At 70.4% G+C, this 18,550-nt stretch carries 17 protein-coding genes; 6 read left to right on the forward strand and 11 right to left on the reverse strand.

Annotation, left to right across the window (positions count from 1 at the left end):
* Positions 1-41: 41 nt before the first annotated feature.
* From D4739_RS04115 to D4739_RS04130, 4 genes are all read right to left on the reverse strand, one after another.
* The gene (locus D4739_RS04115) at positions 42-236 is read right to left on the reverse strand and encodes a hypothetical protein (protein WP_120059383.1); all 195 of its coding nucleotides are present in this window, start codon (positions 234-236) and stop codon (positions 42-44) included.
* Positions 236-1,783, reverse strand: coding sequence for a long-chain-fatty-acid--CoA ligase (locus D4739_RS04120; RefSeq protein ID WP_120059384.1), 1,548 nt, complete (start codon positions 1,781-1,783; stop codon positions 236-238). The genes D4739_RS04115 and D4739_RS04120 overlap by 1 nt, the downstream gene beginning before the upstream one ends.
* 85 nt (positions 1,784-1,868) lie before the next feature.
* The gene (locus tag D4739_RS04125; RefSeq protein WP_120059385.1) at positions 1,869-2,291 is read right to left on the reverse strand and encodes an SRPBCC family protein; all 423 of its coding nucleotides are present in this window, start codon (positions 2,289-2,291) and stop codon (positions 1,869-1,871) included.
* Entirely contained in the window at positions 2,291-3,175 is an 885-nt protein-coding gene (locus D4739_RS04130; protein WP_120059386.1) for a phosphoribosylaminoimidazolesuccinocarboxamide synthase, read from the reverse strand. Before D4739_RS04130 ends, D4739_RS04125 begins: the two co-directional genes overlap by 1 nt.
* A gap of 40 nt (positions 3,176-3,215) precedes the next feature.
* Here D4739_RS04130 and D4739_RS04135 point away from each other — a divergent pair, with 40 nt between their 5' ends.
* Complete coding sequence (locus tag D4739_RS04135) at positions 3,216-3,533, forward strand: antibiotic biosynthesis monooxygenase family protein (RefSeq protein WP_120059387.1); 318 nt, start codon at positions 3,216-3,218, stop codon at positions 3,531-3,533.
* A 42-nt stretch (positions 3,534-3,575) separates the two neighbouring features.
* Here the strand turns inward: D4739_RS04135 and D4739_RS04140 are convergent, their stop codons facing one another.
* Positions 3,576-4,469 (reverse strand): oxygenase MpaB family protein, encoded by an 894-nt coding sequence (locus D4739_RS04140; protein ID WP_120059388.1) that lies wholly within the window; start codon positions 4,467-4,469, stop codon positions 3,576-3,578.
* Positions 4,470-4,626: 157 nt separating this feature from the next.
* The gene (purB, locus tag D4739_RS04145; protein WP_120059389.1) at positions 4,627-6,045 is read right to left on the reverse strand and encodes an adenylosuccinate lyase; all 1,419 of its coding nucleotides are present in this window, start codon (positions 6,043-6,045) and stop codon (positions 4,627-4,629) included.
* 113 nt (positions 6,046-6,158) lie between these two features.
* On the opposite strand from purB, the gene D4739_RS04150 reads away from it, so the two are divergent.
* Positions 6,159-7,325, forward strand: coding sequence for a sterol desaturase family protein (locus D4739_RS04150; RefSeq protein WP_120059390.1), 1,167 nt, complete (start codon positions 6,159-6,161; stop codon positions 7,323-7,325).
* A gap of 15 nt (positions 7,326-7,340) precedes the next feature.
* Here D4739_RS04150 and purD read toward each other — a convergent pair whose 3' ends face one another.
* Positions 7,341-8,639: a phosphoribosylamine--glycine ligase gene (gene purD, locus D4739_RS04155; RefSeq protein WP_120059391.1), complete on the reverse strand. Its 1,299-nt coding sequence runs from the start codon at positions 8,637-8,639 to the stop codon at positions 7,341-7,343.
* A 45-nt stretch (positions 8,640-8,684) separates the two neighbouring features.
* Positions 8,685-9,533 carry an alpha/beta hydrolase gene (locus D4739_RS04160; RefSeq protein WP_120059392.1) on the reverse strand — a complete coding sequence of 283 codons (849 nt, stop codon included), beginning with the start codon at positions 9,531-9,533 and terminating at the stop codon, positions 8,685-8,687.
* 102 nt (positions 9,534-9,635) lie between these two features.
* On the opposite strand from D4739_RS04160, the gene D4739_RS04165 reads away from it, so the two are divergent.
* Complete coding sequence (locus tag D4739_RS04165) at positions 9,636-10,199, forward strand: TetR/AcrR family transcriptional regulator (protein ID WP_220699226.1); 564 nt, start codon at positions 9,636-9,638, stop codon at positions 10,197-10,199.
* Here the strand turns inward: D4739_RS04165 and D4739_RS04170 are convergent.
* Positions 10,178-13,168, reverse strand: coding sequence for an efflux RND transporter permease subunit (locus D4739_RS04170; RefSeq protein WP_120059394.1), 2,991 nt, complete (start codon positions 13,166-13,168; stop codon positions 10,178-10,180). The genes D4739_RS04165 and D4739_RS04170 overlap by 22 nt on opposite strands.
* 4 nt (positions 13,169-13,172) lie before the next feature.
* Positions 13,173-13,745, reverse strand: coding sequence for a hypothetical protein (locus D4739_RS04175; protein WP_147384794.1), 573 nt, complete (start codon positions 13,743-13,745; stop codon positions 13,173-13,175).
* A gap of 195 nt (positions 13,746-13,940) precedes the next feature.
* Between D4739_RS04175 and D4739_RS04180 the strand changes: the two genes are divergently transcribed.
* Positions 13,941-15,182, forward strand: coding sequence for a sensor histidine kinase (locus D4739_RS04180; RefSeq protein WP_182920312.1), 1,242 nt, complete (start codon positions 13,941-13,943; stop codon positions 15,180-15,182).
* A gap of 97 nt (positions 15,183-15,279) precedes the next feature.
* Positions 15,280-15,945: a response regulator gene (locus D4739_RS04185; protein ID WP_120059397.1), complete on the forward strand. Its 666-nt coding sequence runs from the start codon at positions 15,280-15,282 to the stop codon at positions 15,943-15,945.
* A gap of 167 nt (positions 15,946-16,112) precedes the next feature.
* Here the strand turns inward: D4739_RS04185 and D4739_RS04190 are convergent, their stop codons facing one another.
* On the reverse strand, positions 16,113-17,399 hold the full coding sequence (locus D4739_RS04190; protein ID WP_120059398.1) for an adenylosuccinate synthase: 1,287 nt from the start codon (positions 17,397-17,399) through the stop codon (positions 16,113-16,115).
* A 213-nt stretch (positions 17,400-17,612) separates the two neighbouring features.
* Here D4739_RS04190 and D4739_RS04195 point away from each other — a divergent pair, with 213 nt between their 5' ends.
* A complete protein-coding gene (locus tag D4739_RS04195; RefSeq protein ID WP_238473517.1) occupies positions 17,613-18,548 on the forward strand; it encodes a diacylglycerol/lipid kinase family protein in 936 nt (311 codons plus the stop codon).
* Positions 18,549-18,550 lie beyond the last annotated feature (2 nt).

Consider the following 18,550-nt stretch of genomic DNA (forward strand, 5'->3'; position numbering starts at 1 on the left):
CCCAGTCTACGGAGCGCCACCCGTGGCGTCGTACTCGCGTCTCAGCGGCGGTCGGAAGGGCGCACGCCGACGATGATCAGCGCCACTCCCAGACCCGCGATGAGTGGTCCGGCCATCGCCCAGAACGACTCCCCCGACATCGAGCTGCCGCCGACGTAGCCCAGCCCCTGGAGGGTGAAGAGCAGGCCGGCGGCCGCCATGAGGGCGCCGACGACGATCGGGATGGCACGACCCATCAGCGGAGTTCGCGCTTGAGGATCTTGCCGGTCGCGGTCATCGGGAGCGCGGGCACGATCTCGACCAGGCGGGGGTACTTGTAGCCGGCCATCTGCTCCTTGCCCCACGCCACGATCTCCTCGGCGGTTGCCTCGACGCCGGGCTTGAGGATCACGAACGCCTTGATCTCTTCGCCGTGGCTGTCGTGGGGTACGCCGATGACGGCGGACAGGCTGATCGCCGGGTGCGTCAGCAGCACCTCTTCGATCTCGCGCGGGTACACGTTGAAGCCGCCGCGGATGATCATGTCCTTGGAGCGGTCGACGATGTAGTAGAAACCGTCCTCGTCCTTGCGGGCCAGGTCGCCCGACCGGAACCACCCGTTCTTGATGACCTCTGCGGTCGCCTCGGGGCGGCCGTAGTAGCCCTTCATGATGTTGTGGCCCTTGATCGCGATCTCGCCCACCTCACCGATCTCCGTGACCTCGGACCAGTCGTCGTTGATCAGCTTGACCTCGACACCCCAGATCGGCACGCCGATCGAGCCGGGGCGCGGCTCCATGTCGGGGTCGGAGAACGTGGCCACCGGCGACGTCTCGGACAGGCCGTAGCCCTCGAGGACCGTGACGTGCAGACGCTCCTTGACCTGGCTGATGATCTCGACCGGGAGCGCGGCACCACCCGAGACACCGATGCGCAGGTTCTTGGCGATGCGGTCGACATCGACCTCGGGCGTGAGCGCCTGGAGCAGGCCCCACCACATGGTCGGGACACCCGCGAAGAAGGTGATGTCCTCGGACTGCATCAGCCCGACGACCTGCTCGGCATCGAAGCGCGGCACCAGGTAGAGCGTGGCAGCCATCGAGAAGCCCGCGTGCATCTGCACCGTCGCACCGAAGGTGTGGAAGAGCGGGAGGCAGAGCAGGTGGCTGTCGGTGCCCGGCTTGCTCTGGAACAGGCGGTTGCTCGTGACGACGTTCATCATCGTGTTGGCGTGGCTCAGCTCGGCACCCTTGGGCTTGCCGGTCGTGCCCGACGTGAACAGGATGATCGCGGTGTCGGTGGCCTCGGTGACCACCGCGTCGAAGACGGGGCTCTTGCCCGCGAGCGCGCGGCCCATGGTCTCGGCACCCTCGATCGGGCTCTCGGCAGCCGGGTCGGCGGTGATCAGGAAGAAGTGCTCGACGTCCGCGACCGACTGGAACGCCTTGAACCCCTCCTCGCCCATCGGGAGGTCCGGGGTGCCCTGGAAGCAGAAGAACGCCTTGACGTCCGCCTCCTCGAGGTGGAATGCGATCTCGCGCGACTTGAGCAGCACGTTGAGCGGGACCACGACCGCGCCGGCCTTGAGGATGCCGTAGTAGACGATCGGGAAGTAGGGCAGGTTGGGGCAGCTCAGGGCAACCTTGTCGCCCGGCTTGATGCCGCGCTCGACCAGCAGGTTCGCGACCTGGTTGGCAGCGCCGTTGACCTGGGCGTAGGTGAGCCGGGTCGGGCCGAGGACCAGGGCGTCACGGGTGGGGTACTTGCGGGCGGAGTCCTCGAGGAGGGACGACAGATTCAGCATGCCGCCCAACCTAGCGACGGAGGTCACACGAAGGGATGTGCCCGGGCACAAAATCGCAGGGTAGGCCTTGTGCAGGACCTCCTGGTCACCGCGCGAGGATGGCGGCCGCGCGGCGCAGGTCGGCGCGGATCGCCGGGATCGAGGCGACCGTGATCAGCCGCCCGAGGCCGAGCCCCAGCACCCGGAAGCGTGCCGTGACGACGCAGCCGTGCGCGGCCGGCTCGAAGGCCAGCTCGAGGGTCGCGCGGAACGGCCCGAAGGCTCCGGACTCGATCCAGCGCTGCGCGTCGTCGTACTCGGTGCGCATGCGGGGCCGGATGCCGGGAACGACCGTGACATCGGTCCACGTCGCCTCCACGCCGCCCGCTTCGCCGTCCCGGCCGGGCACGACGTCGGCGACGGCACGCAGGGACGACTGCCACGCCGGACGGTTGCGCGGATCGCTCAGGTAGGCCCGGGCAACGGCGCACGGGACCGCGAACTCGACAGCGATCCCCTGGCGTGGCATCAGAACGTCAGACCAGTGAGCTTCTCGTAGGCCTCGATGTACTTGGCCCGGGTGTGCGCGATGACCTCGTCCGGCAGGGCCGGCGGCTGCTCGCCGGAGCTCTTGTCCCAGCCGGAGGCCGGCGAGGTGAGCCAGTCGCGCACGATCTGCTTGTCGTAGGACGGCTGGGCCTGCCCCGGCTTCCACGAGTCGGCCGGCCAGAACCGGCTGGAGTCGGGGGTGAGCACCTCGTCGGCGAGCACGAGGGTGTTGTCCTTGAGCTTGCCGAACTCGAACTTGGTGTCGGCCAGGATGATGCCGCGCTCGCGCGCGATGGCCTCGGCCTTCCCGTAGACCAGCAGGGTCTGGTACTTCAGCGCGGCGGCAGCCTTCTCGCCGATCTCGCCGACGACGGCGTCGTACGAGACGTTCTCGTCGTGGTCGCCGACGGCCGCCTTGGTGGCCGGGGTGAAGATCGGCTCGGGCAGGCGCGAGCCGTCCTCGAGGCCGTCGGGCAGCGCGATGCCGCAGACCTCGCCGGTGGCGCGGTAGTCGCTCAGGCCCGAACCGGTGAGGTAGCCGCGGGCGACGCACTCGACCGGGAACATCTCGAGGTCCTGCACGATGACGGCGCGGCCCTTGACCGCCTCCGGGACATCGGTGGACAGCACGTGGTGGGTCACCCCGAGGGTGTCGAACCACCACAGGCTCATGCGCGTGAGGATCTCGCCCTTGTCAGGGATGGTGCTCTCCAGCACGTAGTCGTAGGCCGAGATCCGGTCGCTGGCGACCATGAGCAGCTGGCCTGCGAACTCGCCCTCGTCGATCCGGTAGAGGTCACGGACCTTGCCCGAGTGGAGGTGCGTCGTGCCGGGGATCGCCGGTGCCTGCGGGATGTTCAGCATGGGCGCCAGCCTATCTTCGGGCGGGTCCTAGGCTGGCGGCATGTCCGTCGTGAAGATCAACGCCATCCATGTCCCTGCCGGCTCCGGCACCGAGCTCGAAGCACGCTTCGCCGCACGCGCCGGGACGGTCGAGAACTCCCCCGGTTTCCTCGGCTTCCAGCTGCTCCGCCCCGTCGCGGGCGACGAGCGCTACTTCGTGGTGACGCAGTGGGAGACCGAGGAGGCGTTCGCCGCCTGGCGCGACGGCTCCGCCAAGGCGGCCCACGCGACCCCTCCGGGCGAGGCACCCAAGCGTCCGGTCTCCTCCGGTGCCGACCTGCTCGAGTTCGAGGTCGTCCTGGACGTGAAGCCCGCCTGATCTCTCAGCGCAACGTCAGTCCCGAGCGCCTGGCCCGAGCAGTCAGAGGACGTCCGAGACGCCGGGCATGCTGACGCCGCCGCGGCGTACGAGCTCCCGCTCGCCATGGGCGACGACCTTGTAGAACTCCTCGCTGCGCCCGCGCATGAGCGGGGTCCGCGCGAGCAGGGAGACCCGGCTGTGCGCGAGCCGGCTGGCCCGCGCGATGCCCTGCAACCGCAGCTCGTCGTGGCGGCCCCAGGGGATGTCGAGCAGGTCGCGGACCCGCGGCGCGAGCGAGCCCTGGACCACCGTCGCGAGCGCCGGCGACGAGATCGCGTGCGCCGGCAGGTTGTAGCCCGACATGCCCGCGATGTGCCGCGCGACCAGGCGCGCCTCGTCCACGGGCCACGGCTCCTCGGAGGCGAGCCAGCTGTCGAACGCGCTCCGGAACTCCTCGTACGACGCCGGGGCGGCGTCGCGCGGCATGCCGAACAGCTCCGCCCAGAGGACGAATCCCTCGAACAGCTCCTCGCGCTCGCGGTCCCGCAGGCGGCGTACGAGGAGGTCGTGCATGTGCTCGACCGAGTCGAGCGTGAACGCGGCCGTCCACCACATCAGGCCCGGATCCGCCGCGGAGTAGGGCGCGCCCTGTGGATGGGCGGGACCGCCGTCGACCTGCATCCGGCCGTGCACCGGCTCGTGGCGCTTGGCGGCAAAGCTCAGCGCGCGGTCGGCCTCCTCCTTGTCGCCAAGGAAGACCGCTTCGAACAGTCGGGCCGTGAGCCCGAGCCGCGTGTACGGCGTCTGCCGGTGTGTCGTGTGCTGTGCGGTGCCGACGAAGAGCCGCGGGTGGAGCGCCCCGGTGACCAGCGCCCGCTGCCCGTAGGTCAGCGCGACCGCGCGGGTCCCCATCGCGCGCACCACCATCGAGTCCGGTGCGAAGTAGCCGTCCATTCCTGCAGTCTCGCACGAGTGACAACGCGTGATGTCAGGTTTGCTGGCGCGAAGCTCCCCCGCCCACGTGTAACGCGCAGTTCAGTGCACTACCGCCGCCCTTGAGGACGGCAGAAGAGTCGCGAACTGCGCGTTACACGCAGGCACGAGGGGTGGATCAGAGGATCGCGCCGGGCGAGTACGCCGCGGCGTCGGGGAAGCGCTTGGCCAGCTCCTCGACCCGGGCGACGACCGAGCGGACCTGGTCGACAGCCGCACCGGTGAACTCGATCGGGTTGGCGACCAGCTCGTCGATCTGGGCGCGGGTCAGGCCCAGCTCCGGCGAGGCGGCGAGCTTGGCGAAGACGTCGTTCTCGACCTGGCCGGCGCGCATCGCGAGCGCGGTGCCGACGGCGGCTTCCTTGATCACCTCGTGGGCGGTCTCGCGCCCGACGCCGTTGCGAACGGCCGACATCAGCACCTTGGTGGTGGTGAGGAACGGCAGGTAGCGGTCCAGCTCGCGCTGGATGACGGCCGGGAACGCGCCGAACTCGTCGAGGACGGTCAGGAACGTCTGGAACAGGCCGTCGACGGCGAAGAACGCGTCAGGCAGCGCCACGCGGCGGACGACGGAGCAGGAGACGTCGCCCTCGTTCCACTGGTCACCGGCGAGCTCGCCGACCATGGAGAGGTAGCCGCGGGTGATGACGGCGAGGCCGTTGACCCGCTCGCAGGAGCGGGTGTTCATCTTGTGGGGCATCGCCGACGAGCCGACCTGGCCCTCCTTGAAGCCCTCGGTCACGAGCTCGATGCCAGCCATGAGGCGGATCGTCGTGGCGAGGTTGGAGGGGCCGGCGGTGATCTGCACCAGCGCGGAGAGCGTGTCGAAGTCGAGCGAGCGCGGGTAGACCTGGCCGACCGAGGTGAAGACCTGCGAGAAGCCGAGGTGCGCCGCGACCCGGGACTCGAGGTCGGCCAGGTCGGAGGCCGAGCCACCGAGCAGGTCGAGCATGTCCTGGGCCGTGCCCATCGGTCCCTTGATGCCGCGCAGCGGGTAGCGCGCGAGCAGCTCCTCGATGCGCTGGATGCCGGTGAGCATCTCGTCGGCGACAGTGGCGAAGCGCTTGCCGAGAGTCGTGGCCTGCGCGGCGACGTTGTGGCTGCGCCCGGCCATGACGGTGGCCTCGTGCTCGGAGGCGAGCCGGGCGAGGCGGGCGACGGTGGCCACGGCGCGGTCACGGACCAGACCGAGCGAGAGGACCACCTGGAGCTGCTCGACGTTCTCGGTGAGGTCGCGCGAGGTCATGCCCTTGTGGATGTGCTCGTGGCCGGCGAGCGCGCAGAACTCCTCGATGCGCGCCTTCACGTCGTGGCGGGTGATCCGCTCGCGAGCCGCGATGGAGTCGAGGTCGACCTTGTCGATGACGGCCTCGTAGGCCTCGATCACGCCGTCGGGGATCTCGATGCCGAGGTCCTTCTGCGCCTTCATCACAGCGATCCAGAGCTGCCGCTCGAGCACGATCTTGTGCTCGGGCGACCAGATGTCGCGGAGGTCAGCAGCGGCGTAGCGGGTCGCGAGGACGTTAGGCACAGTCACGGGACCAGATTCTCCCACGATCTGCGAGCACCCCTCCCCGACGTGTCCAACGTGCCGGAAATGAGTAGGTCTGCTCCGGCGCGGACCCGTCAGCCGAGCCCATCCTTGAACACATGCCCGAGCTACCCGCCACCGCAACTGCCAGCGCCACCGAAGCTGGTCGCCCCACCACGCAGCCGCGCCAGCCGATCTCCCTGGCGACCGTCTCCTGCTTCCTCGGCGTCCTCAGCCTCGTCGCGGTGCTCTGCTTCCACTTCCCCGACCTGCTGACCAGCCGTGAGTTCCGCGCGATCTACACCGAGGAGTTCGCGAGGACGCTGCTGCTGGCCGGGATCGCCGCCGCCTTCATCACCGGCACGGTCGCGGTCCTGCTGGACCAGCACAAGCGGGTCGCCCTGACGGGCGTCTGCGCGGCGACCGGAGCCGTGCTCCTCGGGGGCAGCGACGTCCCCTTCGACGGCCCGATCAGCCACACGCCGTACTCGCTGGGGCTGGACTGGTTCGTCCTGGCGCTCTTCTTCTCCGCGCTCGTCTTCATCCCGCTGGAGCACCAGTTCGCCCGGCGTCCGGTCGCGGTCTTCCGCAAGGGGTGGCGCACCGACGCGGCGTACTTCTTCATGAGCCACGTGCTCGTGCAGTTCATCCTGATCGTCGTCACGGCCACGACCTCGCTCGTCGTGGACACCGCGAAGGTGCCGCACGTCCAGGCCTGGATCGGCGGGTTGCCGTTCCTGGCGCAGTTCCTGCTGGCGGTCTTCGTCGCGGATGCCGCGCAGGCGACCCTGCACCGCTGCTACCACCGGATCATGGTGCTGTGGCGCTTCCACGCGGTGCACCACTCCAGCCCCGAGCTCGACTGGCTGGCCGGCTCACGCGTCCACTTCGTCGAGACCGTGATGACGCGCAGCATCGTGCTGCTGCCGCTGCTCTTCCTCGGCTTCTCACAGTCGGCGGTGAATGCCTATGCGGTCCTGGTGGGCATCCAGGCCGTCGTCGCGCACGCCAACATCGGCGTCCGTTTCGGCTGGCTCGAGTACCTCATCGTGCTGCCGCGCTACCACCACTGGCACCACGCGCGGCACACCGACTACTGGGACCGGAACTACGCGATCCACCTGCCCGTGATCGACATGCTCATGGGGTCCTTCAAGCTGCCGCGCGATGGCAGCTGGCCCGAGGAGTACGGCGTCTTCAAGCAGGAGTCGGTCCCGGAGGGGATCGTCGCGCAGCACCTCGCACCGTTTCGCGGCGAGCGGACCTACGACGACTACGTGCACTGAGCAGACGCCGCGGGATCAGCCCTCCAGGACTGCTGCGCCCTCGATGACACCGAGCGGCTCGGCAGCGATGTCGGAGCGCCGCTGCATGCCGTTGAACGCGATCAGGTCGGCTGCGGCGTAGGCACGCGAGCGAGCATCGGCCACGTCGTAGCCGATCGCGCGCACGGCGAGCACGCGGCCACCGGCGGTGACCAGGTGGCGGTGGTCCGGATCGCCCGGCTCGGGGGCGTCGATGATCGCGGTGCCGGCGTGGATCACGTCGACGTCGGCGACCCCGTTGGCGTTGCCGGTGCCGCGGATGACATCGCCCGCGGAGGACGACTCGGGATAGCCCGCCGAGGCGAGGACGACCGTCACGGACGCGCCGTCACGGAAGACCGGCGCCTCGATCTCGTGCAGTCGACCTCGAGCGGCCGCGAGCAGGAGCTGGCCGACCGGTGACTCGATCAGCGCCAGCACCGGCTGGATGTCCGGGTCGCCGAACCGCACGTTGAACTCGATCACCCGCGGGCCGGCGTCGGTCAGCGCGAGGCCGACGTACAGGCAACCGCGGAAGGGCATGCCGCGGCGGGCCATCTCGTCGAGCGTCGGCTGCACGACCTTCTCGATGACGGTCTCGCGCAGGTCGGCGGGCGCCCACGGGAGGGGGCTGTAGGAGCCCATGCCGCCCGTGTTGGCGCCGAGGCCGCCGTCGAAGATCCGCTTGAAGTCCTGCGCAGGCTGGAGCGCGTACGCCGTGGCGCCGTCGCAGACCGCGAAGACCGACACCTCGGGTCCCTTGAGGAACTCCTCGACCACGACGCGTCCGCACCCGGCCGCGTGGGCCAGCGCCTCGTCGCGGTCGTTGGTCACGACGACACCCTTGCCTGCAGCGAGCGCGTCGTCCTTGACGACGTACGGCGCGCCGAACTCGTCGAGCGCAGCCGCGACCTCGGCAGGGGTCGTGCAGGTGAAGGAGCGAGCGGTCGGGACACCGGCGGCTTCCATGACGCCCTTCGAGAACGCCTTGGAACCCTCGAGCTGAGCGGCGTCGCGCGAGGGACCGAAGACCGGGATGCCGGCCTCGGTCACCGCATCGGCGACACCCGCGACGAGCGGAGCCTCGGGACCGACGACGACCAGGTCCGCACCGATCTCGAGCGCCAGGGCCGCAACGGCCGCCCCGTCGAGCGGGTCGACGGAGTGCAGCGTCGCTACCGCGCCGATGCCCGGGTTGCCGGGTGCGGCGTGCACCTCGGTGACGGATGCGTCGCGGGAGAGCGCGAGCGCAAGCGCGTGCTCGCGGCCGCCGGTGCCGATGACAAGGGTCTTCACGCCGCAGGATTCTACGGGCGGGCGAGCCCTCTCCCGATTTGCCGGTCAGTCGCGGATGCCCTGGGCGGCGAGGAACCCGGTCGCTGCCTCGGCGACGCCTTCCCAGCTGCTGTCGAACACCAGCGAGTGCCCGCGCCCGGGAAGCTCGAGCCACTCGGTGACGCCGGGGTTCTTCCGCTGCTTCTTGTACGCCGCGTAGGCGAGCCGGCGGGGCACGATGGTGTCCTTCTCGCCGTTGAGCACCAGCAGCGGGCCGCGGTCGGGGTTCTTCTTGTCGGCGCGGGCCTCGGTGCCGGGGTCGATGTTGGCGGTCGCGGCCTGGAAGAGCGGGCGACCGGGCGCCGCGACGTGGGACGACTCGTAAAGCGCCCGGGCCTCCGCCTCACTGACCGCGTTGGCGAAGCCGTAGCGGAACTCGTCGAACGTCAACGTGACCGCACGCTTGCGGTTGGCCGTGTTGCCGAGCACCGGGAAGGCTGCCTTGAGCGCCGTGAACGGCAGCGGGAGCACGCCGCGGCTCGGGGCCGGGTCGATCGCCACCGTGGCTGCAGCAAGACCGCGCCCGGCGATGATCTGCGCCAGCAGTCCGCCGAACGAGTGCCCGATGACGGCGGGCTTGCGGTTGAGGCGGGTGATCACCTCGGCGATGTGGTCGGCGACCTGGCCCACTCCCTTGCCCGCGAAGACGTCGGGGTTGCTCCGCGCCTCGGCGACCGAGGTCGGGTCGTCGGGCCAGTCGACGGCGACCGCGGCGTAGCCCTGCTCCTCGAGCAGGTGGCGCCAGCCGTCCCAGGACTCGGCGAGCAGCCACAGGCCGTGGATCAGCACGACGGGCTGGCGGCCGGACTCGTTGGCGGCAGCGATCTCGGCTGCCTCTCGGGGCGTGATGGTCATCGGGCACTCCTTGACGTAGTAGATAGAACGTTCGTTCTTCCTCTAGAATGGGGCAAGCAAGCCGTCAGGTCAAGAGAGGAGGAGCGCGTTATGGTCAGCCCCGTGTCCCCCACCCCCTCAGAGCCGCGCCAGCGCCTCCTGCGCGTCGCCTCGGGGCTCTTCTACCGCGAGGGCATCAAGGGCGTCGGCGTCGATCGCGTGCTCGCCGAGGCCGGTGTCACCCGGGCGACGATGTACCGCCACTTCGCCGGCAAGGAGGCCCTCGTCGCGGCGTACCTCGAGCAGGAGGACGCGACCATCCGCGGCTACTTCGCGGCGGCGGCCACAACCGGCGGCTCACCGACCGAGCTCCTCGAGCTCGTGATCGCCGGCATCGCGGACGACGCACGGCGCTACCACGACCGGGGCTGTCCGTTCATCAATGCCGCCGCCGAGTACGCCGACCCGGAGAGCACGGTGCGCCAGATCGTCGCCGGCCACCGGGCGTGGTTCCGCGGTGCGCTGCGTGATCTCGCTGCTGCCGCGGGCCGCCCGGATCCTGCCCAGCTCGCGGCGGCCCTCGTGCTGCTCCGCGACGCCGCCCTGGTCGGGGTCTACCTCGACGACGGCGACCAGGTGGTGGCCGCGTTCAGCGCCACCGCCCGTCAGGTCGCCGGGCTGGACTGACGCGCCGCGGCGCCTGCTTCGATCTTCGGCCACCACAGCCGCGGACCGACCAGCGCCGCGAACGCCGGCACCACCAGCGTGCGGACGATGAACGTGTCGAGCAGCAGGCCCATGCCGATGGTGAAGCCGATCTGGGTGAGCGTCAGCACGCTGCCCGACATCATCGCGAACACGCTCGCCGCGAAGATCAGGCCGGCTGCCGTGATGACGCTTCCGGTGACTGCGAGCGCCCGGGCGACGCCCTCGGGTTCGCCGTTGGGCGCCTCGTCACGGATCCGCTTGATCAGCAGCATGTTGTAGTCCGCGCCGACCGCGACGAGCAGCACGAAGGCGATCGACGGCACGGTCCAGTCGAGCGGCTTGTCGAGCAGGACCTGCCAGAACAGCACGCCGAGGCCGATCGCCGCGGCGTACGAGAGCACGACCGACGACAGCAGGAAGAGCGCCGCGACGACGCTGCGCAGCAGCACCAGCAGGATGATCAGGACGACGAGCAGGGAGAGCAGCGCGACCATCCGGAAGTCGCGCGTCGAGAGCTCACGGATGTCGGCGAGCGAGGAAGGCATGCCCGCGGCCTCGATGGTGCTGCCCGCAAGCGGACCACCCGCGAGGGCGAGTTCCGTCGCATCAAGAAGCTCCGCGGACCGGTCGATCGACTCCTTGCCGAAGGCATCGGTCGACCCGACCACGATCATCCGCGCCGACTTCCCGTCGGGCGAGATGAAGAGCCCGCGCGCCAGGGCGAACCGTTCGTCGTGGAACGCCGCCGGCGGGAGGTAGAAGCCGCCGAGCGCGGGGTCCTTGGTCTCGGCCGCCGTCTGGTTGAGGTAGGACGACGCATCGGTCAGGCCGGTGCCGAGCTCCTCGATCCGGCCGGCCACCTGGGAGGTGCCACCGGCGACCTTCTCCGATCCCTCAGCAACCTGACCCGCTCCGGAAGCCAGGTCGCCGAGCTTGTCGGCGAGCGTCGCCTGGCCGGCACGCAGCTGAGCGGCACCTGCATCAGCCTTGGAGAGGCCGGCCTGCATCTGTGCCAGCCCGTCCTCGAGGGATGCGCTGCCATCGGCGATCGCGCGGGCGGCAGCGACGGCGTCGCGCAGGCCCGGGATCAGCTGGTCGCGCTCGCCGACCCAGATCTGGCGGATGCCGTCACGGGCACGGGAGCAGTAGGGGTCGAGTCCGCACACCAGGCTCTGCCTCAACGCGTTGTAGGCGAGGCCGAGCCCGTCGACGGCGACCTGCGCCTGGTCGAGTCCTGACTCGAGGCCGTCAGCAAGCTGGTTCGCGCCGTCACGGAGCCGGCGTGCTCCGGCTGTCGCAGAATCCGCGCCGGCGGCCAGTCGCGCGACACCCGAGGCGAGCTCGTCGGCCCCGGCGAGCAGGCGGTCCGCACCGTCGACGGCGCGGGTGGCGCCGTCGGCGACCTGACCGGCGCCGGTGCTCAGCTCGGAGGCACCGGCGGAGAGCTCCTCGGCCGACTTCACACCCTTCTGGACACCGGCGGAGGCCTTGCCGAGGCGGTCACCCGCGACGCCCATCTGGTAGCCGAGCGAGGCCTGCTCCAGCGTCGTACCGAGCGGGCGGGAGACGGTCCGCACGGACTCGACACCAGGGAGCCGGGCGACCGAGGCCGCCGCCTGCTCGATCGCAGCGATGTCCTTCGAGTTGCGCAGGTCGTGGTCGCTCGTGATCAGCACGTAGTCGGCGAGCACCTCGTTGGCCGGGTAGTGGTCGGCGAGCAGGGCGTAGCCGTCGTTGCTCTCGGTGTCCTTCGGCTGCACGCGGCGCTGGTCATAGGCCAGGTCCATGAACGGGTAGAACAGCGCCAGCAGGATCAGCGGCAGCAGCCCGAGCGCGAGGACGCGCGCCGGCCGCGCGACGACGTACGCCGCGACACCAGCCCAGCGTGCCTCGGACCTGGCGGGCTTCGGGTCGACCCAGCCGCGCGGGCCGATGAGGGCCAGCATCGCGGGCAGGAGGCTCAGGCAGAGCAGGAGCGTGAACGCGACCGCGAGCGCGATGGCCGGGCCGGTGGTGCTGAACATGCCGATCTCGGCCAGGCCCATCGCCGCAGTGGCGAGGACGACGGTGAGGGCGGAGCCGACGATGACGGAGGAGACCTTGACCGTGGCCGCGCGCGCAGCCTCGCGCGCCTCGACACCGGCCCGCCGCTGCTCGTGGAACCGGCTGAGCAGGAAGATCGCGTAGTCGGTCGCCGCACCCAGCACGATCGCGGTCACGAACGACGCGGTGAAGGTCGAGACGTGGAACCAGCCCATCTCGCCACCGAGTGCCGCGACCGCGCGGCCGGCGCCGAGCGCGGCACCGATGAAGGTGAGGACCAGGACCGTCACGCCGAGCGAGCGGTAGAGCAGCAGCAGGATGATCGCGATCAGGACGACTGTCACCACGGTGATCTTGGCGATGTCGTGCTCGATCGTGTCCTGGGTGTCGGTGATCGTCGCCGCGGGCCCGGTGACCGCGACCGAGAGGCCTGCGGGCACGTCGGTGGCGACGACCTCCCGGACCTCGTGGATCTCCTGCGACGCGGTCGGCGTGCCCACGTCGGAGGGCAGCCCGACCTGCAGGTAGACCGCCTCGCCGTCCTTGCTGACCAGCGCCTCCCAGACACCCTTGCGGGTCAGGTCGGTGGTCGTGGTGACCTCGTCCTCGGCCGCCGCGATCCGTCCGGAGAGGGCCGTGAACCACGCCCTGTCGGCAGCCGTCAGGCCGCCCTCCCGCTCCCCCGCCACGAACACGACGGCCTTGGTCTCGCCCGTGCCGAACGCCTGGTCCATGTGGGAGTACGCCGCGATGGACGGCGCGTCCTCAGGGACGAAGGCGGTCGTGTCCTTGGCGATGACGGCCTCGAGCTGCGGCACGCCGATGTTGAGTCCGACGATGATCGCGAGCCAGAGCAGCACCACGAAGGGTGCACGCCGGACGGAGAGGGAAGCCAGGGCACGCATGGGGTCAGGCGCTCGCCTTCAGTCGAGGGGCACGGGTGAACGGGCCGCTGGTGAACGGGGTGGTGAGGCGCTCCGCGAGCCAGCCGTCGCGGCGAGCGGGTACGACGACGCGAGCGGTCCGCGCACGGAACGCCGCACCGCGTGCGGCGCTGACCGCGAGCGGGTCGCCGACAGTGGCCAGCCCGGCCGCCAGAGCGATCATCCGGTCGGCGTTGGCCCGGTGGCGCGCGAGGGCCGGGTGGTGCGCGTGGGCGTCGAGCACGCGGCGTACGGGGGCGAGGTCGGCGGCGACTGCGGCGTAGGCCTCGGCGACGCTGGCCTCCGGGATGTCGTGCAGCTCGAGGGCCAGGTCCAGCCGGGCGGCGAGCCGGCGCGACCAGAGATCGTGGAGGGCGACCAGCAGATCGGCACGGTCGGTGAAGACCTCCGCGATCACGTCGTTCCACGGCAGCCCGGAGCTCTGCTCGGAGTTCTTCTCGGGGCGCTGCTCGAGCCCGGTGATGACATCGCGCAGCACCGCGGCGCGGTGACGGTAGGTCTCCCAGGCGTTCTGCGGTCGGGCTGCTGATGCGTTCATGGCCGGCTCCTCGTTGGTGCCCATCCGCAGATGGGAGTGGGTGGCGTCTGTGGTTCCCGACGCTACGCACGGCCAGCCCTGCTCACAGCGTGCCACGGGAGGGTCCTGCTGGTCCTCCCACGGGAGGAACCCGGGGTGTGATCCTCCACCCACGGACGGATGTCCCGGGGGTGCGCGCGGACCTACGCTGGGGTGGTGTCCCTCTCGTCCCTGACCTCGAAGCTGTCCGCCCGCTGGGCGCGCCACGGCTATCCCCAGTTCGTCTGGTGGATCCCACTGGTCATGTACGGCAGCACCGCCATCGCCCTGGTCATCGGCGTGGCCCAGCGCTCTGGCTCTGGTGATGTTGCGGCGGCCGCGGGACTCGCGCTGATCTCGTCGATCCCGTGGGTCTTCGACGCGTTGGCGATCCGCCTGCGGTGGTGGCTGACCGCACCCCTGGCCGCGGTGCCGACACTGGTGCTGATGGCGCAGTACCCGGTCGGCTACGACTTCGCGATCTTCTCGCTGGTGATGCTGGTCGGCCATCTGGGAGCGCTCGAGAAGTTCGTCGAGAGCCTGGTTGCCACCGCTCTCGTCTGCGCTGCGGTGGGCTTCCTCGGCGTGACGGGTGACGTCGAGGCGTCGGCGTTCTGGATCGCCGGCATCGTCGTCGGCTGGGACATCGGTTTCATCATGCAGTACCAGCAGCGCCGCCTCGACGCGCAGGAGTCGATGGCTGTTGCCGCGCAGGCCGCGGCGGTCCTGGAGGAGCGCCAGCGGATCGCCCGCGAGGTCCACGACGTCATCGCGCACTCGCTCAGCGTCACGCTGCTGCACCTGACCGCGGCCCGCCGCTCGCTGGAGGACGAGGACGTCGATGTGGCCGAGGCCGCCGAAGCGCTGCTCGACGCCGAGCGGCTCGGGCGCCAGGCGATGGCCGAGATCCGGCACACCGTCGGGCTGCTGGGCCAGGGTGGCGGTGCTCCCCGACCGGCGCCCGACCTGCTCGACGTGACCGCTCTGGTCGAGGAGTTCCGTGGCGCCGGGCTCGACGTGGTGCTGGAGATCTCGGGCTCCCCCGAGGACGTGCCCGCTCAGACGGCACTCGGTCTCTACCGGATCGCGCAGGAGTCGCTGGCCAACATCGCCAAGCACCAGCCCGCCTCCCGCGCGGTGGTGGTCCTGGAGGCCGATGCGTCACGGCAGGCGCTCCAGATCTGGAACACGCTGCCGTCCCCTGCCGCCCAGGGACCGCGCGATGGCGCCGGCCTCACCGGCATGCAGCAGCGCGCCGCGCTCCTCGACGGACACTTCGCCGCCGGGCCGCGCGACGGGGTCTGGGTGGTCGAGGTCGCCGTTCCGGCCCGCGCTGCCGAGACGTGCCGCCTCGGCCTCCCCAAGATCCTGCGGCCCGGCTTCCGCGCCGCGCCCTCTCCTGGAACGGTGACCCCATGAGCGGCAGTGCAGCCACGGCGAAGACTTTTCGTCACATGCTGACAAGAAGTCTTCGCGCAGATCGTCTGGTTCGCACGGCTCAGGTCGAGGAGCGCCAGTGACCGCGACCGCCGACATCCGGGTGCTGCTGGTCGACGACCAGGAGCTGGTCCGGTCCGGGCTGCGCCGCATCCTGCGCAAGAAGGACGGCTTCGATGTCGTGGGCGAGTGCTCCGACGGCTCCGAGGTGCCTGCTGCGGTGGCTTCCTGCCAACCCGATGTCGTGATCATGGATCTCCGCATGCGCAACGTCGACGGCATCGAGGCCACCCGCCGCCTGCGCTCTGCTCCTGACGCGCCGCCCGTGCTGGCGCTCACCACGTTCGACGACGACGAGCTGCTCTCGGGTGTCCTGCGCGCGGGCGCGGCCGGCTTCCTCCTCAAGGACTCCCCCGCCGAGGACCTGATCCGCGGCGTACGCGCTGTCGCCACCGGCCAGGCCCTGCTCGACCCAGCCGTCACCGGCCGGGTGCTGGCCACCTACCGCACGAGTACGCCGGGCGGCGCGGGCGCCGACGACACGACCCTGAGCGCGCGCGAGCTGGATGTCCTGAGGCTGATCGGGCGCGGGCTCTCCAACGGCGAGATCGCCGAGACGCTGGTGATCTCCGAGGTGACCGTGAAGAGCCATGTCGGCCGGATCTTCACCAAGCTCGGCCTGCGCGACCGGGCCGCCGCGATCGTGTTCGCGTTCGACCGCGGCATCGTCTCCCCCACCGCCTGACCCTCCCCCTACGTCGACACGTCGCAAGTTGGAGGTCGACACGTCGCAACTTGGACGAGGCGCGGCCACGTAGCGCCGTGTCGACGTCGAAGTCGCGCCGTGTCGACGTCGAAGTCGGGCCGTGTCGACGTCGAGGTCGGGCCGTGTCGACGGGAAAGAGGGGCGGGTCAGTCGCGGGGCGGGACGATCGTCTGCTCGCGGCCGGGGCCGACGCCGATGCCCCAGAACGGAGCACCCGAGATCTCCTCGAGCGCCTTCACGTAGACCTGGGCGTTCTTCGGCAGGTCCTCGAAGGTGCGGCATCCGGAGATGTCGGTCTTCCAGCCCTCGAAGTACTCGTAGATCGGCACCGCGTTGTGGAACTCGGTCTGCGTCATCGGCATCTCGTCGTGGCGCACGCCGTCGATCTCATAGGCCACGCAGACCGGGATGCGCTCCCACGAATCGAGCACGTCGAGCTTGGTCAGGAAGAACTCGGTCAGGCCGTTGACCCGGGCGGAGTAGCGCGCGATGACGGCGTCGTACCAGCCGCAACGACGGGTGCGGCCGGTGGAGACACCGATCTCGCCGCCGATGCGCTGCAGGTTGGCGCCGTCCTCGTCGAAGAGCTCGGTCGGGAACGGGCCCGAGCCGACGCGGGTCGTGTAGGCCTTGATGACGCCGATGACCCGGTCGATGCGGGTCGGGCCGACACCAGCGCCGACGCAGACGCCACCGGCGACCGGGTTCGACGAGGTGACGAACGGGTACGTGCCGTGGTCGACGTCGAGCATCGTCGCCTGGGCGCCCTCGAACAGCACCGTCTTGCCGGCGTCGAGCGCCTGGTTGAGCAGCAGCGAGGTGTCGACGACCATCGGGCGCAGCCGCTCGGTGTAGGCGAGCAGCTCCTCGACCACGGCCTCGACCTCGACCGCGCGGCGGTTGTAGACCTTGGTCAGCACGTGGTTCTTCATGTCGAGCGCGGCCTCGACCTTGGCGCGCAGGATCTTCTCGTCGAAGAGGTCGGCGACACGGATGCCGACGCGGTTGACCTTGTCGGCGTACGCCGGGCCGATGCCGCGCCCCGTCGTGCCGATCTGGTTCTTGCCGAGGAACCGCTCGGAGACCTTGTCGATCGTCGAGTGGTACGACGCGATGATGTGCGCGTTGGAGGAGACGACCAGGTTCGCGACATCCACACCCCGCTCGATCAGGCCGTCGAGCTCGCGGAAGAGCGCCTCGGGCGACACGACCACGCCGTTGGCGATGACCGAGGTCGCACCCGGCGTGAGGATGCCCGAGGGCAGCAGGTGCGTCGCGAACTTCTCGCCGTTGACCACGATGGTGTGGCCGGCGTTGTGTCCGCCGCTGGTGCGGACGACGTAATCGATGGGGTCGGTGGTGGCGAGCAGGTCGGTCGCCTTGCCCTTGCCCTCGTCGCCCCACTGGGCGCCCAGAACCACGATCGCTGGCATGTGGTGCTCCTTCGTAAGAGATTCCCTACGGAGTCCCTCCGCCCTTATCCATATGAGGATCAGCGGCTGCTCGACGCATTTTTGTCCGGTCCAGAAATGCAACAGGCCCCGGCAAGACCGGGGCTCTTGCGACCACACGCTACCAAAATGCAGCGTTCTGGCCACCATCCGGAAACGAGTGCGTCGCGTGCCGGCACGAGTACGGTCTGCGACGTGACCGACTTCCTGGTGATCAGCAACGCGGACGCAGGCACGGCCGACGAGGAGTCCCTCGAGGCTGCCCTCGGCATCCTTCGGGCGGGAGCCTCCGTCGAGCTCCTCGCGACCTCGGGCATCGAGGAGCTGGACGAGGGTCTGGCCCAGGCCGGCGACCGGACCGTGGTCGTGGCCGGCGGCGACGGGTCCCTCCACGCCGTGGTGCAGTCGCTGCACGGGCGCAACGACCTCGCCGGGCGCACGCTGGGCCTGCTCCCGCTCGGCACAGGCAACGACTTCGCCCGGGGCAGCGGGGTGCCGCTGGACATCATGGAGGCCGCCGGGCTCGTCCTCCAGGGAGAGGCCAGGCCGGTCGACCTCATCGTCGACGACCGCGAGCAGGTGGTGGTCAACAACGTGCACGCAGGTGCTGGTGCAGCCGCGAGCCGGGTCGGTGCGCGGTGGAAGTCGCGCCTCGGCCACGTGGCGTCGGTCGCGCCGCTCCCCACTGGCTTCACCAAGGGCCTCGGGCGGCTCGGTTACCCGATCGGCGCCCTCGTCACGGCCGTCAACCCGCCCACCGTCCGGATCCGCGTCACCGTCGACGGCAACGTCGTCCACGACGTCGACTCCGAGATCCTGATGGTCGCCATCGGCAACGGCGCGCACGTCGGCGGTGGCGCTGCGATCAACCCGGACGCCGACCCGGAGAGCCGCGTGCTCGACGTCGTGGTGACGCGCGCGCTCGGCCCCCTCGCCCGCATCGGGTACGCCGCGCGGCTGGGGCGCGGCACGCACACCGACCACGACGAGGTGCTCCACGTGACGGGGCAGTCGATCACCGTCGACGGCGAGGCGTTCTGGCTCAGTGCCGACGGGGAGATCGAGGGCCCGATGGAGCACCGGACCTGGCGCCTCGTGCCCGCGGCGTACTCGCTGCTGCTGCCGCGCTGACC

Origin of the sequence: Nocardioides cavernaquae (assembly GCF_003600895.1) — a bacterium.
Taxonomy (GTDB): Bacteria; Actinomycetota; Actinomycetes; order Propionibacteriales; family Nocardioidaceae; genus Nocardioides; species Nocardioides cavernaquae.